Source organism: Campylobacter sp. 2018MI10, assembly GCF_018501175.1.
GTDB lineage: Bacteria > Campylobacterota > Campylobacteria > Campylobacterales > Campylobacteraceae > Campylobacter_E.
Genome location: NZ_JAHCZD010000007.1, coordinates 1 through 17,012 on the forward strand (window position 1 = coordinate 1; position 17,012 = coordinate 17,012).

Below are 17,012 nucleotides of genomic sequence, written 5' to 3' on the forward strand. Positions count from 1 at the left end.
TATATGTAATAAGAAAGAGATTAAGTATAACTACCTTTAACAAGCTTATGAAATTGTTTTATATTACTTGCTTGTGACTCTTAACATTGATAAATAAAATAACACTAGGTTAGAAACTATATATAAAAATAGAATTAAATTAAATAAAACCTAGAAAGAACATTTAGCTTAAATGCTCTGTTTAAGTTTTGATTTGTGAAATAAAGCTCGTATTCTATCTCTTTAAGCTTAAATTATTCTTAAAGTTTGAAAATTTTTTTTAAAAAAATTAAGAATTTAAAAAAGCATTCTAAATTCTTAATTTTAAATTCTACTAGCGGTATTTAATTTATAAATACTCTGCTAGAAATACCCCCCCCCTATCTCGTGTAACATAGAGCGAACGCAATTTCTACCATCTTCTTTTGCTTTATATAAATAAGCATCAGCAGCTTTTAATACTGATTCAAAATCTCTATTATCAGCATTTCTACAAGCTACACCAATACTTGTGCTACCTTTCCAAATCACTTTTTTATGTTCGTCTAATACTTCTATACCATTTACTACTGCGTGTAAAGCATTTGCAATTGCCACTGCTTCATCTAAAGAATATTTTTGTAATATTACTAAAAATTCATCACCACCTAAACGGCAAAAGTGTATGCTATCTCTATCGTTATACTTATACTTATTACATAATTCATTAGTATCAAAAAAATATTTAACAGCATTTGAAAATTGTTTTAAAACCAAATCTCCTGCATGGTGTCCATAAGTATCATTAACTTCTTTAAACTTATCTAAATCTAATTGAATAATAGCACAGGTTGGGTCTTGATATTCATTCCATATATTATTTAATACAAACATAGCCTGTCGTCTATTAAACAATCCTGTTAATTCATCTGTAATTGATTTTTTCTTATTTTCTTGAATTTGTTCTTGCAGTTGTTTTTCTTTTTTGTTAAGACTTGATTTAATATCTGCTTCAATTTCTAATAATTTCTCGTTTCTAATCTCATAAATTTTTAAAAGATTTGATAAGGTAATAGTTAGAATTTCTATATTTTTATCCATCTTTTCATTTATCATCTCAAATGCTCTTTGAGGACTATTACCAGCTTCTATAAATTTAATTTGTTTAGCTATTTTATAATCTTCTCCAACTATATGAAAAATCAGCCAATTTTTAACAAAATAAGCCAAGTTAATTGCAAGTTCTTTTTGATATACCATATCATCTTCACTATTTTGCTTTAACACTGCATCTCTCATCTTACCTAATTGTGATATACACTGCGAGTGAATATCTCTGTGGGTTTCTACATATTTTGTATATATAGCCATACTTTTCATATAATCTTCTTCATTTTTAAAATGCCAAGCAATATGACTTAAAACCACTTGAAATACAGATTCAAATTCTTTATAACCACTATTAGCTGCTTCAAATACTTGCTCTATTAATTCAAAGAACATTTTATGTTCTTCATCAACCACATCAATACCTATTTCTAATTCAGGCCCCCAGCCTTTTATATATTCTTGAATTGTTGCTTTTTTACTTTCACTACTCATATATTACTCTATTTCTTCCTGAATTTTTTGCTTTATATAACTTAGCATCAGCGTTTTTAAAGGCTTTTATTTTATCATCTTCTACCATTTCAACTCCAATACTAATAGTAACTTTTATAATTTTTTCATTAAATTTAAATATTTCTTTTTCTATATTTTCTCTTATATTATCTAATTTTGTTACACAATTTTTAAAGTCTTGATTTTTATATACGATTACAAATTCTTCTCCGCCAAATCTATAAACTTTATCTACATTAGCTTTTAATATCTTAGCTACATTTTTTAATATAAAATCACCAGCATCATGACCATAAGTATCATTAACTTTTTTAAAAAAATCTATATCACATACTGCTATTACATCATTAGTAATAAGCCTAGTTCTATCATAAGCTCTTCTATTTAAAACTTGAGTTAAAGCATCAAAAAATGCTAATTTATACCCTTCAAGAAATATAGAGATTAAAAATATTAAAGAAGCAAATTCAAAAAACCCAACATCTGTTTTTTCAAGAGTTTTAAAAAACATAAATTCAAAATAAGCTCCAATATACGCAAAAATTAATGTTTTTTCAAAAAATATAAAAAATCTTAATATCAATAAATACACTAAAAATACTAGAAAAAACACTAAGCCTAAATCAGTGATAAAAGAATTTGAAAATAAAAATTTATTAGTAGAATTTAATGCAAAGCTAGTATTTTGAGATAAAAATATACCTAATACTATGTATAAAATAAAAACAAAACTAATAGGTAATAAGCATTTTATAGTATCATACTCTTTTTTTAAAGATACTAAAAGCGCAAAAGCAAAAGGCATAAACAAACTTACATAAATATGGGTTTGATAATTTGCTGAAAATAAATAAATCATTTTAGAACTTATTAATAAAATACATACCGATATTATGTTGTATTTTTTAAAGTAAAGTGCAATAATAAGTGCTAATATCTCTAAAATAAAAGTAGCACTAGGCAAAGAAATTATTAATTCACTTAAAAATGAGTTCATTGATTGTAGAGCCTTTTGTAAATTTTAAAGAAACGATTATATAAAAAAAGGATAAAAAATGGTAGAAATCAAATCTCTTACTATGAGATACCCTACGGGATTATTATTTGAAAATGTAAATTTAAGCTTAAAAAGAGGCGAAAAATATGGACTTATCGGTGCAAACGGGGCTGGAAAATCAACATTTTTAAAAATTATAGCAGGAGAACTTGAAGCAACTAGCGGAGAAGTTAGTTTTGAAAATGGCGTAAGATACGGCGTGTTAGAGCAAAATCAATTTGCGTATGAAGAATTTAGTTTAAAAGATGCAGTTTTATATGGAAACAAAAGACTTTATAATGCAGTAAAAGAAAAAGAAAATATATATGCAACTTGCACGGATTATACCGATGAAATAAATAATCGCTTAAGTGAACTTGAAATGATTTGTGCAGAAGAAGACCCAAATTATGAATACGATACTAGATGTGAAAAAATATTAAGCTCTTTAAATCTTCATAATTATGATGAACTTATGAAAAATGTTCAAACAAGTGATAAATTTAAAGTTCTAATCGCACAGGTATTATTTGCTAAACCTGATGTGTTATTTTTAGATGAGCCTACGAATAACCTTGATTTAGACGCTATTAATTGGCTAGAAAATGAACTAAAACGCCACGATGGAACAATGGTTGTAATTTCTCACGATAGATTTTTCTTAAATAGTATTTGCACAAGAATGCTTGATGTAGATTTCAAACAAATTCGTGAATTTGCAGGAAATTACGATGATTGGTATATGCAAAGCACACTTATTAAAAGACAAAAAGAAGCAAGTCTTGCTAAGAATTTAAAAGAAAAAGAAGCTTTAGAAAAATTTATAGCTCGTTTTAGCGCAAATGCTTCTAAAGCAAGACAAGCAACAAGTCGTGCAAAAAACTTAGCAAAACTTGATGTAAGTGAAATAGAGATTTCAAGTAGGCGTGACCCATCAATTTTATTTAGATGTAATAGAGAAATTGGTAATGAAGTTTTAGAGCTAAACAATATAAGTAAAGCTTATGATAAGCAACTATTTAAAAACTTAAATCTTAAAGTAAATAAAGGCGATAAAATAGCAATAATTGGAGCAAGTGGAGCTGGAAAAAGCACACTAGCAAAGATTATAATGAATGAAATTTCTCCTGATAATGGAGAAGTAAAAATGGGTGCTACAATTGAGCCTAGTTACTTCCCACAAGATACCTCAAGTAAAATTTGTGAAAATTTGAAACTATATGACTATTTAATTAGCGAAAAACATAAAGATATTGATGAAATTCGCAAATGCTTAGGTAGAATGCTCTTTAGCGGAACCGATCAAGAAAAAATGGCAAAAGATTTAAGCGGTGGTGAAAAGCACAGATTGATGTTGAGTAAAATTATGCTTGAAAGGGGTAATTTTATCTTACTTGATGAGCCAAATAACCATCTTGACCTTGAAGCTATTATTTCTCTTGGTGAAGCACTTTATGAATACGATGGAGTAGCAATTTGTATAAGCCACGATAGGGAATTAATCAATTCTTATGCAAATAGAATTTGGTATTTAAACAACGGTGAGCTTATTGATTTTGTTGGCACGTATGAAGAGTTTTTATTAAAATATGGGGAGAGCAAATGACATTTAAGGTGGAGTATTCGGCAGGTTTTGGTAATTTTAGTCAAAATCATATGGGTTTTGGGCCTACTATTTATATTGAAGAAATTATTAACTATGAGAGCAATAAGGATTATTTTGATTATGTTGACTTCTTTTTAAAGTATTCAAAAAAAGATGATACATTCTTTCAAATTAAATTACTTGAAGATAGAGAATTAAGTGAAAATGAAAAATTGTCTAAGAAAAAGTATTTAATGCTAAGAGATGCGATGTGTGAATGGGCTAAAAACAACACTCAAGATGAAGAGATAGAATTAGAAAAAAATTATCATCAAGGAGATTAAAAATCTCCTTTCGCTTAATTTAAATTCTAAAAAAATAATATTAAGTTTTATACACAAAATATCTAGTAATGATTACTATGCAATATTTTTATATAAATAATTACAATAATTCAAACTTTAGCTTTATAAAATCTAAGTTGATTGTAAAATATTGCTATAAAATTATGTTTTTATATTTTAATTTTTATACTTATTTAATTGTCAATATCTAATTTTGTTTGTGATTATTCCAAAAATATACCATTGACATTTAATAATAAAACTAAAACATTTATGAATATGGTTAAAAATAATACTTAAATAATTGGCGAAAAATACAAAGTGGTACGCTAGGTAGGAGTCGAACCCACAACCTACAGATCCGAAGTCTGTTGCTCTATCCATTGAGCTACTAACGCAACAAAACTAAAATATGATTTTTTAAAAAAGTGGGGTGAGTGATGGGAATCGAACCCACGACCCTCAGGACCACAATCTGATGCTCTAACCGACTGAGCTACACTCACCATAAATGAAATAATAAAGAAGTGGTCGGGGTGAAAGGATTCGAACCTTCGGCCCCTTGGTCCCAAACCAAGTGCGCTAACCAGACTGCGCTACACCCCGAAAATGTTTTATAAGAAAGGTCGCATTATATATTAACTTTTTTAAAATGTCAAGAAAAAAATAATTTATTCACAAAATATTGCTAAAATTATACACAATGACCCCGTAACTCAGTGGTAGAGTGTTACCTTGACATGGTAAAAGTCGTTGGTTCAAGTCCAATCGGGGTCACCATTTTAATTATTCTTTTTTGATTATTCTTTTTATAAAATATGTTTTAATATTTTTTCTTGTGGAATTTAAATACTTTAAGAAATTATATAAATTTATAAGATTAATATATTTAAAAATAAACAACCGCAAAAGCAGTTGTTTAAAAAAAATAACTTGCCTAAAATAAGGCAAATTATAAATAATAAGCTATTAAAGCACCACCTACTACTAAAGGTATATTATAGAATATAAATGTAGGGATACATACATCTTTTATGTGATCACTTTGATTATCAGCATTAAGCCCAACGGTAATTCCTAAAGTTGCTTCACTAGCAGGACTACCTGTATCTCCAACTGCACCAGCACAAGCAATGATGAAAATAATACTTTCAGCACTAAAACCTAAAGCCGTGCAAATTGGCACAAATAAAGTAGCAATAATAGGAACCGTTCCAAACGAACTTCCAATTCCAAGAGTAATTAATAATCCTATACACATCATTCCAAACGCTATTATTAATTTATTAGTAGTAATACTTAAAGTAAAATCAACTATTTCTTTAATAGCTCCTGTGCTTTGTAAAACAGCTCCAAAACCACAAGCAATTAGCATAATAAACGCTACATAACCCATTAAAGAAAATCCACCCAAAAACACTTCATCAATTTTTTTATACTCAACTCCACCGCTTACACAAATAAATAAAAAGCCAAGTAAAGCCGAAAGCGGTAAAGAACCAACAAGTATTTGAGTAGTTAAAGTAATTAATAAACCTATCATTACCATTAGTTCTTTTTTACCAAAACTAATATTATCTAAGTTTTCATATTTTGTTTCAAGCTCTTGATATGCTTTAGGTTTTCTATAATAAATAAACGAAGCAAGAAGACCAAAAAACATTATAAAAAACATAAGCCAAACAACACCAGCAACATCACTTTGAGTAACTTTTACTCCATTATCATTTAGCGATTGAGTAATTATATCTTGGAATATAAGACCAAATCCCACAGGTAAAGTCATATAAGGCGTTGTAAGCCCAAATGTTACCGCACAAGCTACAGCACGCCTGTCAATTTTCAGCTTATTAAATAGACTTAGCATTGGTGGGATTAAAATCGGAATAAATGCTACGTGAATTGGAATTAAATTCTGAGAAAAGCTTGAAATTATAGCTAAAGAAAATAGCAATAAAATTCTTTTATCTGACATCTTTTTACTAATAAAATTAACTAAATAAGCAGTTAAATTAGTCCTAGATACAGCAACTGCTAAAGCACCTACTAAAACATAGCTAAGTGAGGTTTGCAAATTGCCACTCATACCACTTATGAATGTATTCATAATATTTTTTAATACTACTAAAATATTATCATCAAAACTAACACTCATAAGTCCTGCTATTAGTCCAGAAACTAAAATAGCTAAAAATACATTAAATCTTAATAGACATAGTCCAAGCATTATAAAAACGCTTATTAAAACAGGGTTTGTTAACATAAATTTTCCTTTAAATTAATTTTGTTTAAATGTTTAAAATATAAAAAATAATATGATAAAAAAGTATTATGAAGTCTCAATGCCCTAAGGCATGATGGAAGAAGAAGCTTGTAAATAAATTGTTTGTTAAGACAAATGATAAAACACTCATTTAAAAACTCCTTTTGTAAAATATTTGCGTTATTCAACCTAAAATATTCTGAAATTTTCCTTAAATATTTTATTTTTTTAGAAAAAATCATTAAAATTATCTAAAATTCAATACACTAAAACCTTAAGGAGTAAATATGAAAAAATTAGTAATACTTATATTTTCAATATTTGTTTATGCAAATGAAGCACAAATCGCTCTTGATTTAGCAAAAGTTAATGAATATTTATCAAAAATTAGTGCTTGTAGTAATAATGATTTTAAAGGCTGTGATGAAGCAAATAATATAAATAAAATAACTTATATAAAAGAAGCAAAAGACTATATAAACGATGAATGCAAGGCAAAAAATATGGCAGCTTGTTATACAATTTCTACTTTTAGTGATGATGATTATACGATTTTTAATGCTTTAAGACTTGCTTGTCAAAATCATTTTGAATTAGCTTGTACTAAGCTTGTATTAAATTACGAACAAAACTCAACAAAAGCACTAAAAATCATAAAAGCTCAATGTGATAACGAAAATAACCAAAACTCTTGTTATGCAACTGCTAGATATTATAAAGGATTTTTAGATAAAGAAAACGCTATTAAATACGCTCACATTGCTTGCAACAAAAATTTCTTTAATGCTTGCATATTTGAAGCAAGTGTGCATTTAGAAAATAATGACACAAAAAAAGCATTCAATCTTTTAGAGCAAACTTGCAATAAAGGCTATGAAGAAGCTTGTTTTGCTGGAGCTAATGCTTATTTAAATATGGGTAAATTTAAATTAAGTAAAAAATTCTTAGAAAAATCTTGTAATTTAGGTAATCAAATATCTTGCAAAAAACTAAGTGGTTTTTAATATATTTTGAAATTCTAAAAAAGGATAATAATGCTTGAATTTTGGCAACATTTTTATGAAAATACCAATAGAGTTGCATTTAGCATAGGAATGTTTAAAATACATTATTACGCACTTTGCTACATACTAGCACTGCTTATTGCATTATTTATAGGACAAAAATTTGCTCCACGCTTTGGCTTTAGCAAAAAAGAAATAGAAAATTATTTCGTTTGGATAGAAATAGGCATAATCTTAGGAGCTAGGATAGGATATATTTTAGTTTATAGCGACGATAGATTATATTATTTAAGCAATCCTTGGCAGATGTTTAATCCATTTGTAAATGGCGAATTTGTAGGAATTGCTGGAATGAGCTATCACGGAGCATTAGTTGGTGCATTAATTACAACTTATCTTTATTCTAAAAAATATAAAAAAAATATGTTTAAAATACTTGATTTAGTAGCATTATCAGTGCCATTAGGATATATATTTGGAAGAATTGGAAACTTTTTAAACCACGAACTATTTGGCAGAGCAACTGATGTAGCTTGGGGAGTTTATGTAGGAGATACCTTAAGACACCCTAGTCAATTATATGAAGCATTCGCTGAAGGTTTAATAATTTTCATTATCATTTACATTTTTTCAAAGAGAATAAAGTTTAACGGGCAATTAATCTGTATTTATGCAATGTCGTATGGGATAGCTAGATTTATTTGTGAATTCTTTAGAGAACCTGATTTTAATTTAGGCTTTATTGCATTAAGCCTATCTATGGGTCAAATTTTGAGTTTAATTATGTTTTGCTTTGCTCTTAGTTTGTATTTTTATTTAAATAAAATTAAAGCTAATCATTAACACGGGGGGGGGGTATAATCAAAATTACAATATTTTGATAGTATCAAGATTCAAATCATTTTAAGGAGTAAAGTATGAAAAAACTTTTATTTTTAGGTGCAATTAGTTGCTGTTTATTAGCTGATACAAATATAAATCCAAGCGAACTACCACAAAACATTCAAGACTTTGTAAAAACTCATTTTACAAATGAAAATATAGTTAAAGCTGAAAAAGATTGGGATTCTTATGAAATCAAACTTAGCAATGGAACTGAACTTGATTTTTCTAAATCTGGAGATATTAAAGAAATAGATGGAAAATACTCTCCAATTCCTGATAGCATTATGCAAGATGTTTTAAAACTTGCTAAAGAAAATCAAAAAAATGCGAAATTAATGGAAATTGAAAAAGAATGGAACGGATATAAACTAAAATTTAATAACAATTATAAAGTTTATATAGACAATAACGGAACTATCACAAAAACCGTGCTTGATGATTAAAAACAATAGGAATTTCAATTTGAAATTCCTAAGATTAGGAAAGATATGAAAACACTTAGAAAATTACATTCTTACATTGGAATTTATGCTTGTTGGTTACTTTTTATAATAACCTTTTTTGGAACCATTAGTTATTTTAGAAATGAAATTGATTTTTATATGCAGCCAAAATTGCACGAAAGCAAAACTATCTTAAATAATGATATAAATGGATTAAGTAGTGCTATTAATTACGCACAAGAAAAATATAAAGATTACGATTTTATATCTATCAAAACTCCTAGTTATTATAATAATTTATATGAGATTAATTATTATAATTCTAATTCAACAAAAGGCGAAAGAAAAAGTAATATAAGCTATTTTGATGGAGAAAATATACTAAATAAAACAAGCACTTTAGGAGCTAAATTTTTAACTAGCATTCATTATAAATTATTGCCTATTAATGGTAGTTTTAAAGATTTCTTAGAAGCAATTGTTAGTATTTTTGCAGCTGGGATAATATTTTTATATATAAGTGGGATTTTGATTTGGAATAAAAAGAATTTCAATAAAATTAATGTGAAAAATGATTTAGCAAGATTATTTGATTTTCACATAGTTGCTGGACTTTTTGTAGGTTCATTTTTATTCATCTTAGCACTTAGTGGAATAGGTATAAATTACATTAAAGATATAGAAAAATTATTTACCACAACTACCACTAAACAAGCAAAAACACCAAGTAACGCAAATACAAATAGTGATAAAAGTTTTATTTTTGATACAAATTTAATTAGCAAAGCTATTAATAATTTAGAAAATACAAAAAATATAACAATTGTTTTAAATAAAAGCACAAAAGAATTTGCAATTACTTTAAATGATGATAAAAATGTAATGCCATCAATTAATACAAAAAGTAATAAAAGCTATGTTTTTGATAGTGAAGCTAATGTAAAACAAACTCCAAAAGAAAGCAAACTAAGTGCATTTTCATCAATTTATGAAATATTTTTTAATATTCATAGAGTTATGTTTGCTGATTTTCAACTTTATTTTATTTTATTTTTATGTGGAATATTTACTTGCTTATTTATATACAAAGCTTTATTATTAGCTAGTAAAAAACATAAAGATAATCTACTTTATAAAGCAATTGCTTATGCAGCATTTTATCCATCTTTAAATGCTACTGCTATTTATTTTATCGCTAATAAACTTACTCAAAATATGCAAGTAGAACAATTTGCATTTTTAATAAGCTTTATATTAAGCATTATTCTTAGCTATATTTTTGTAAATAAAACTAAAAATCTAATGATAATTAGCTTAATTATTTTATTGGCATTATTAATATCTGATATTTGTATTAGCGGTTTTGTATTTATAACAATGATGTTTGACTTTGTTATATTACTTATAATTTTAGGATTAATTATTAATTTAAGGAGAGCAAATGTTAATAATATTAATTAATTTAATAGGAGCAATCTGCCTTAGTATTGATTATAAAAAAGCAAGTTATATTTTATTTGCAATAGCATTTGTATGTGCCTTATATCTTGATGCAAAACTATATAATTTAATGATATTTTTTAGTTCAATTTTTGCATTTTGTATAATTACGATTTGGGCTAAACACCTATATGATTTAAATAATAAAAGCTCTAACATTCGCTAATTTTTAGCGAATGTGGTTTTGGATTAGTTTTTGCTTTATTATTTAAAATCACAAAAGGAAAAATATGAAATTTAGCCAAGATGAGATATTTTCAGCTACTGATGTAGTTCGTAATTTTTCTGCAATTTTAAAAAAAATTGAAGGAAATAAAAAAGTCTTCGTAGTAAAAAATAACAAATTCCAATGTGTTATGCTAAACCTTGCCGAATATGAAAAATTACAAAATGCTTTAGTAATTTTAGAAGCTATTTATAAGGACAAAAAAAATGGCAAGAATTAATATAAAAAATCTCGGGCTAAGTTATCTAATAAGACAAGGATATGGAGAAAAAGTAGCTTTAATAATGCACGGCTGGGGTGCTAATAAAGAACTAATGGAGCAATTTTTCACAAAATCTTTAAGCAAACATTGTAAGCAAATGATATTTTTAGACTTTGCAGGATTTGGTGGAAGTGATGAGCCAAGTTATGCTTTTAACTCTATTGATTATCTTAATTTGACAAACGAATTTATAAAAGCATTAGATATAAAAGTTGATATTTTGCTAGGTCATTCTTATGGTGGCAAAATTGCTTGTCTTATGGCTAGTAAGAATGATTATGATGCGTTGATTTTATGTGCTAGTGCTGGGCTAAAATTACCAAAAAGCCCTAAAGTAAAGCTAAAAGTCTTTCTTGCAAAATGCTTAAATAAATTAGGATTTAAAAATATAAGAAGATTTTTAGCTAGTAAAGATGGTGCTACACTAAGCCCTATTATGTATGAGACTTTTAAAAATGTAGTTGATGAAGACTATCAAAACGAAATTAGCAAAATCAACACAAAAACCTTGCTATTATGGGGAGAAAGCGACACTGCAACACCACTTAGCATAGCAAATAAAATGCAAGGTTTAATCAAAAACTCAAAATTAATTACCTTTAATGGAAATCATTTTTTCTTTATGCAAAATGATTTAACGCCTTTTATTGATGAGTTTTTTCAAAAAGCTTGAAGAATTAGAAATAATTTATTTTAAAGATTGCTACAAATCTTGCAACGGGCATTGCTGTAATGCAGATAAGCCCTTTAATGTAATAATCCCTATGCTAAAAAGCGAGTATGAATACATTAAAGATAAAACCAATCTAAGTCTAGTTGCAAGTATTGCTTACAAATTAAAATGCGAAAAAACAATCACTTTATGCTTTGTCAAATGCTCTTATAAAGGCTTATGCGCTTTTCGTCCTTTAGCTTGTAAGCTATATCCGTTTTTTGCTCTAGTTAATGATGATGGGTTGGTTTTGGATATAAATGCAATTAGTTTGTATGATTTATTTTATAAAGATTTTTCATCTCATCCTTGTCCTTTGATAAAGTATGATTTTGATAATTTAAAAGCGCAATTTTTATTAAATGTAAAGCAAATCTCAAATGAGCCAATAATAATTTTTATATTTAGAGCATTAGAGCTTTTAGTCAAATACCTTAAACTTTATTTAAAAGATTTATACCTTGATAATTGTGAAAACAAAAAAGAGATTTTGCATACAAACAATTTCTTAAATGCTTACAAAAACGAAGAATTTAAAAATGAAATAAATGAACTTTATTTAAGATTAAGCCTAAAATATAAAGATAATTTAGATAAATATTTATAAGAATTAAGAAATAAATTCTTAATTCAAATTCTTAGAAATTTCTTAAGTGATAATTCAATCTATCAACTAATATTTGATGTTTGAATAATTCTCCTTCAAACTTTACACTCTTACACTCTAGCATTTTTAAAGATTTCGCTATCATTGAAGCAATACTATCAACAACACCAAACAAAATCGCAATATCATCAAGTCCGCCTAAACGATATATCAAAATCAATCTAAAAGACTTACTAACATCCATTAAAATAGGTTTTTTAGCTAATTTAAAATCAAGCCCGCTAGCAATTCCTATTTCATATTTATTAGCTAAATCAAGAAGTTCAGTTAAGCTTAATTTAAGTCCTAAAATATTTGCCGAGCTTATTAAAATACCACTAAAAGTATTTAAAATCTCGCTATCTCCTTCAAGTTTTAAGCCAAATTTTTCTTTATAATTTGCTAATAACTTAGCACCTAATTTGTTTTTATTTAATAATTCTGCGTGATTTTTACTTTCAAATTCTAAAAAAGCTGATAATTCATTATTAATATAAATCCCATCATCTCTTACAACAACCTCATCGCCTTTATTAAATCTAGCTAAATCATCATAACACCTTGCTCTTTTAGTTTGTGCGTAAGAACTAGCGAGTGATTGTTCATAAACGCCATAATTATCCCAAAAATCTCTTTCACTACAGGCAATACAGCCATGCCCCGCTTGAACCGGCCAAGAAGTTTTAGCATTAAACTTTGTCTTAGGACAATTATTAAAAGTATATGGTCCTTTACACCCTACTTTAAACAAACAAGCACCCGATTTAGCTGCTTCATCTCCAAATTCTTCAACAAATTCCCCACTCTCAAAAGCTATTTTTCTTTCGCACATATCGTGTAAGCATTTTGAATAAGCAAAAGTAGGACGATTATTATCATCTAATGTAGGAGCTTTATCAAAAAACGCAAAATGTAAAATACTAGCAATGATATTGCTCTCACTTGGAGGACAACCAGGAATTAATACAGCATCTTTTAAAATATCTTCAATACTAATAGAATTAGTAGGATTTGGCTTAGCTGCTTGAATACCACCATAAGATGAGCATGAACCTACAGCATAAACACAACTTGCACGATTAGTTAATTCTTTTAATTTATGTAAAGCAGAGTGAGCTGGAGCCCCACTTGTATAAAACTCATTACTAGCAATAGCACCTTCAACTACTAATAAAAATGGCTCTTTAATTTCTAATAAATCTTCAGCTAAAAATCCACTAGCTGCCATATAAGTTTCGTGATAGATTAAATCTATAAAATCAAAAATCAAATCATCAAGACCAATACTCTCACTTCTAATAAAGCTCTCACTACAGCCTGTGCATTCGCTAAAATGTAGCCATATTAATTTTAACTTTTTTGCATTGATTTTTTCGTAGATTTCTTTTTCATCAGCTTTCACGCCTAAAGTTTTTAATGTAGATTGAATTTGAGCTAATACATTTGCATTCATAATAATCCTTTATTTAAGCTTAAAATATCAAATTAAATGAATAATAGCGAAATAATTTTTAAAATTAGTAACTTTTCTACTCAAGTTACTAATTTAACTAGCGGTATATTTAAGATATATTTTATATTTACCCCGTTTTAACGGGGCTAAATGAGTTTAGTTTGAAATATAAATACTAACTAAACCAAACTTTAAATATTCTTAAAATTATACTTTTTTTCAAATTTTAATAAATTTTTATAAGTCTTAGTTAAAAATATATCTTAAAAAAACATAGACTTTAAATACTTAGTTAGACCTAAATTCTCTAACATTATTATAAGTATTACAATAGGACAAATAAATCTTATAAACAATAACCATATTTTAAATCCAAACTCACCCATATAAGGAATAAATAAAGTTTTAAGTTTATTCACTTCTACGAAAAATCCTACGAAAATACAAGTAATAATCGCTGATAATGGCATTAAAATATTAGAAGTTAAATAATCTAATATATCAAATATACTTTTATCAAAAAATGTAAAAATTGAAGAATATTCATTATTAAAACCTAATATGCAAAATATCCCCATAATATAAACAAAAATACCTATATAAATTAGAGCAAGTTTTCTTGAAATTCCAAATTTATTTATTAAATAAAAAGCAAAAGGTTCAATCATTGAAACAGCACTAGTAAGCCCAGCAAAGAGTAATGCTATAAAAAATGCAATCGCAAGTATATTTCCAATAATTCCAAGATTTGAAAATAAACTCATAAGGCTTACAAATATAAGTCCTGGTCCTTGCTCGCTTGCATTTGCTCCGTATTCAAAAACAAAGGTAAATACAATAAGCCCCATCATAATACCAACTAAAATATTTATAAAAATAATTGATAAAGTTGATTTAATCACATTTATATTTTCTGGCAAACTAGCAGCGTAAGTTAAAACTACGCAAACACCCATAGAAAGGCTAAAAAAGCTTAGCCCTAAAGCGTCTAAAATTAATTTTATATTAAGTTTATCTTCAACAAATAAAACAGAAAAATCAGGCTTAAACAAAAAGCTAAACGCCTTAACAAATCCATCAAAAGTAAAACTATATAAAAGCATTAAAATTAATAATATAAACAAACTTGGCATCATCCATACATTCATTTTTTCAATGCCACTTTTAATTCCTTTACTAACAACCCAAAAAATCATAAAAAACACTATACTAAAGCAAATAATTTGAGATAATAAGTCTTTTGTCAATAAATTACCAAATAAATCTCCAGCTTCGCTAACAGAATTTGGTAAAGCAAAAAAACTAGAATAAATGTATTTTAAAATCCAGCCTATTACAACGCTATAAAAACAAACTATTAAAATAGCTCCTATCATAAAAAATCCTGCAAATCCCCAAGCTTTTTTATTAGATTTTGCTAAATCGCTAAAAGCATTCACAGCGTCTTTTTGAGTGATTTTACCAATACTAAGCTCTCCTAAAAAAACCATAAAAGCTACTAAAAATGTTAAAACTAAATAAAGCAATATAAAAATAGAACCACCATTAGTTCCTACCATTGTAGGGAATTTCCACGCATTTCCAAGCCCAACAGCAGAACCTGCCATCGCTAAAATAAAGCCAATTTTAGAAAATTGTTCTCTCATTTTTATCCTTTAAATTTAAAATACACAATAACAAGCACAGCAATAGGTGCAACAAATCTTGCAAAAAATATCCATATTTTAAAACCAAGCTCACCCATATAAGGGATAAAAGTTTCTTTTAAATCTTGCTTACTAATAAAAAACCCAACAAAAATTGCAGCCATAAATGAGCCAAAAGGCATAATGATATTTGAGCTAACATTGTCTAAAATATCAAAGAAATTCATTCCAAAAAATGTTAAATTATTTTTATAAGCTTCAATACCTGAAAATATACATAAAAGCCCTAAAATATAAACAACTACCCCAATTAAAACAATAGCTTTTATTCTTGAGAAATTGAATTTATTTATTAGATAAAATACAAAAGGCTCTATCATTGAAACCGCACTAGTAATCCCTGCAAAAAATAAAGCTATAAAAAATGTAACAGCTAATATTTTGCCTAAAAGTCCAAGTTTTGCAAAAAGCGAAATCAAAGAAATAAAAATAAGCCCAGGACCTTGTGCGCTAGGGTCAGCATTAAACTCAAAAATAAAACTAAATACAATAAGCCCCATCATAAGACCTATTAAAAGATTTATAAAAATTATATAAAAAGTTGAACTTACAAAATTAGTTCTTTCAGGTAAACTAGCTGAATAAGTAATAATGCTACCTGCTCCAATACTTAAAGAAAAACAAGCAAGTCCTAAAGCGTCTAAAAAAGAATCTTGATTAATCTTGCTAAAATCAGGCATAAATAAGAAATTAAAAGCATCTTTAAAACCATCTTGAGTAAAGCTATAGCAAAGCATTAATAAAAGCATTATAAATAATGTTGGCATCATAAATACATTTAACTTTTCAATACCATCTTTAACACCTTTTGCCACCGTATAAAAGGCTATAAAAAACACTATACTAAAACATATTATCAAAGCACTTAAATTAGTTTCCACTAAATTAATAAAAAGCTCTTTATTATCAGCGATTTGAGTGCTAAGTGTATTTATATTAAAAATAGTAGATAGTGAATAATAAATATAATAAATTATCCAGCCAATAATCACACTATAAAAACTAACGATTAATAAAGCCCCAATCATTGTAAAGCCTACTAAAGACCAAGATTTTTTATACTTAGGTGCTAAAAAATAATAAGCACTAGCAGGGTCTAGCCTTGATGCTTTACCGATATATAACTCGCACAAAAATATAACAAATCCAACGCCTAAAGTAAGCAAAATAAACAGCATTACAAAGGCTGAACCACCATTAGTTCCTACCATTGTAGGGAATTTCCACGCATTTCCAAGTCCAACAGCAGAACCAGCAACTGCTAAAATAAATCCAATTTTAGAAAATGTATTATTCAAAATAAGCCCTTTTTTTGGTTTTTTAAGGTTAAAACTTTCATTCTATAATAATTTTTAAAAATTTGTAT

At 27.2% G+C, this 17,012-nt stretch carries 16 protein-coding genes and 4 tRNA genes; 11 read left to right on the plus strand and 9 right to left on the minus strand.

What is annotated here, in order from left to right; translation table 11 throughout:
• Positions 1-342: 342 nt before the first annotated feature.
• Both KJR01_RS04210 and KJR01_RS04215 read right to left on the minus strand, forming a co-directional pair.
• The gene (locus KJR01_RS04210; RefSeq protein ID WP_214117412.1) at positions 343-1,560 is read right to left on the minus strand and encodes a GGDEF domain-containing protein; all 1,218 of its coding nucleotides are present in this window, start codon (positions 1,558-1,560) and stop codon (positions 343-345) included.
• On the minus strand, positions 1,553-2,578 hold the full coding sequence (locus KJR01_RS04215) for a GGDEF domain-containing protein (protein ID WP_214117413.1): 1,026 nt from the start codon (positions 2,576-2,578) through the stop codon (positions 1,553-1,555). The genes KJR01_RS04210 and KJR01_RS04215 overlap by 8 nt, the downstream gene beginning before the upstream one ends.
• A 58-nt stretch (positions 2,579-2,636) precedes the next feature.
• On the opposite strand from KJR01_RS04215, the gene KJR01_RS04220 reads away from it, so the two are divergent.
• Positions 2,637-4,223, plus strand: a complete 1,587-nt coding sequence (locus KJR01_RS04220) for an ABC-F family ATP-binding cassette domain-containing protein (RefSeq protein WP_214117414.1) — start codon at positions 2,637-2,639, stop codon at positions 4,221-4,223.
• On the plus strand, positions 4,220-4,546 hold the full coding sequence (locus KJR01_RS04225; RefSeq protein WP_214117415.1) for a hypothetical protein: 327 nt from the start codon (positions 4,220-4,222) through the stop codon (positions 4,544-4,546). The genes KJR01_RS04220 and KJR01_RS04225 overlap by 4 nt, the downstream gene beginning before the upstream one ends.
• Positions 4,547-4,868: 322 nt before the next feature.
• Here the strand turns inward: KJR01_RS04225 and KJR01_RS04230 are convergent.
• The 3 genes from KJR01_RS04230 to KJR01_RS04240 all read right to left on the minus strand — a co-directional run bounded on the left by KJR01_RS04230 (position 4,869) and on the right by KJR01_RS04240 (position 5,152).
• Positions 4,869-4,944 (minus strand) — tRNA-Arg (locus tag KJR01_RS04230).
• Positions 4,945-4,975: 31 nt separating this feature from the next.
• Positions 4,976-5,052 (minus strand) — tRNA-His (locus KJR01_RS04235).
• Between the two features lie 22 nt (positions 5,053-5,074).
• A tRNA-Pro gene (locus KJR01_RS04240) sits at positions 5,075-5,152 on the minus strand.
• Positions 5,153-5,251: 99 nt separating this feature from the next.
• Between KJR01_RS04240 and KJR01_RS04245 the strand changes: the two genes are divergently transcribed.
• Positions 5,252-5,326, plus strand: a tRNA-Val gene (locus KJR01_RS04245).
• 172 nt (positions 5,327-5,498) lie between these two features.
• Here KJR01_RS04245 and KJR01_RS04250 read toward each other — a convergent pair.
• Complete coding sequence (locus KJR01_RS04250; RefSeq protein ID WP_214117416.1) at positions 5,499-6,809, minus strand: Na+/H+ antiporter NhaC family protein; 1,311 nt, start codon at positions 6,807-6,809, stop codon at positions 5,499-5,501.
• 287 nt (positions 6,810-7,096) lie between these two features.
• Between KJR01_RS04250 and KJR01_RS04255 the strand changes: the two genes are divergently transcribed.
• The 8 genes from KJR01_RS04255 to KJR01_RS04290 all read left to right on the plus strand — a co-directional run bounded on the left by KJR01_RS04255 (position 7,097) and on the right by KJR01_RS04290 (position 12,448).
• Positions 7,097-7,813 carry an SEL1-like repeat protein gene (locus KJR01_RS04255; RefSeq protein WP_214117417.1) on the plus strand — a complete coding sequence of 239 codons (717 nt, stop codon included), beginning with the start codon at positions 7,097-7,099 and terminating at the stop codon, positions 7,811-7,813.
• Positions 7,814-7,843: 30 nt separating this feature from the next.
• On the plus strand, positions 7,844-8,656 hold the full coding sequence (gene lgt, locus KJR01_RS04260; RefSeq protein WP_214117418.1) for a prolipoprotein diacylglyceryl transferase: 813 nt from the start codon (positions 7,844-7,846) through the stop codon (positions 8,654-8,656).
• 74 nt (positions 8,657-8,730) lie between these two features.
• Positions 8,731-9,141 carry a PepSY-like domain-containing protein gene (locus tag KJR01_RS04265; protein ID WP_214117419.1) on the plus strand — a complete coding sequence of 137 codons (411 nt, stop codon included), beginning with the start codon at positions 8,731-8,733 and terminating at the stop codon, positions 9,139-9,141.
• Positions 9,142-9,186: 45 nt separating this feature from the next.
• Complete coding sequence (locus tag KJR01_RS04270; RefSeq protein ID WP_214117420.1) at positions 9,187-10,602, plus strand: PepSY-associated TM helix domain-containing protein; 1,416 nt, start codon at positions 9,187-9,189, stop codon at positions 10,600-10,602.
• Positions 10,583-10,807 carry a hypothetical protein gene (locus KJR01_RS04275; RefSeq protein ID WP_214117421.1) on the plus strand — a complete coding sequence of 75 codons (225 nt, stop codon included), beginning with the start codon at positions 10,583-10,585 and terminating at the stop codon, positions 10,805-10,807. Before KJR01_RS04270 ends, KJR01_RS04275 begins: the two co-directional genes overlap by 20 nt.
• A gap of 64 nt (positions 10,808-10,871) precedes the next feature.
• Positions 10,872-11,087, plus strand: coding sequence for a type II toxin-antitoxin system Phd/YefM family antitoxin (locus KJR01_RS04280; RefSeq protein ID WP_214117422.1), 216 nt, complete (start codon positions 10,872-10,874; stop codon positions 11,085-11,087).
• The gene (locus KJR01_RS04285; RefSeq protein ID WP_214117423.1) at positions 11,074-11,802 is read left to right on the plus strand and encodes an alpha/beta fold hydrolase; all 729 of its coding nucleotides are present in this window, start codon (positions 11,074-11,076) and stop codon (positions 11,800-11,802) included. Before KJR01_RS04280 ends, KJR01_RS04285 begins: the two co-directional genes overlap by 14 nt.
• Positions 11,780-12,448 carry a hypothetical protein gene (locus KJR01_RS04290; protein ID WP_214117424.1) on the plus strand — a complete coding sequence of 223 codons (669 nt, stop codon included), beginning with the start codon at positions 11,780-11,782 and terminating at the stop codon, positions 12,446-12,448. The genes KJR01_RS04285 and KJR01_RS04290 overlap by 23 nt, the downstream gene beginning before the upstream one ends.
• A 31-nt stretch (positions 12,449-12,479) precedes the next feature.
• On the opposite strand, the gene KJR01_RS04295 is transcribed toward KJR01_RS04290, so the two are convergent.
• The 3 genes from KJR01_RS04295 to KJR01_RS04305 all read right to left on the minus strand — a co-directional run bounded on the left by KJR01_RS04295 (position 12,480) and on the right by KJR01_RS04305 (position 16,944).
• The gene (locus KJR01_RS04295; protein ID WP_214117425.1) at positions 12,480-13,940 is read right to left on the minus strand and encodes a hydrogenase small subunit; all 1,461 of its coding nucleotides are present in this window, start codon (positions 13,938-13,940) and stop codon (positions 12,480-12,482) included.
• A gap of 263 nt (positions 13,941-14,203) precedes the next feature.
• Positions 14,204-15,586: a sodium-dependent transporter gene (locus tag KJR01_RS04300; protein ID WP_214117426.1), complete on the minus strand. Its 1,383-nt coding sequence runs from the start codon at positions 15,584-15,586 to the stop codon at positions 14,204-14,206.
• 2 nt (positions 15,587-15,588) lie between these two features.
• Positions 15,589-16,944 carry a sodium-dependent transporter gene (locus KJR01_RS04305; RefSeq protein WP_214117427.1) on the minus strand — a complete coding sequence of 452 codons (1,356 nt, stop codon included), beginning with the start codon at positions 16,942-16,944 and terminating at the stop codon, positions 15,589-15,591.
• Positions 16,945-17,012: the final 68 nt, after the last annotated feature.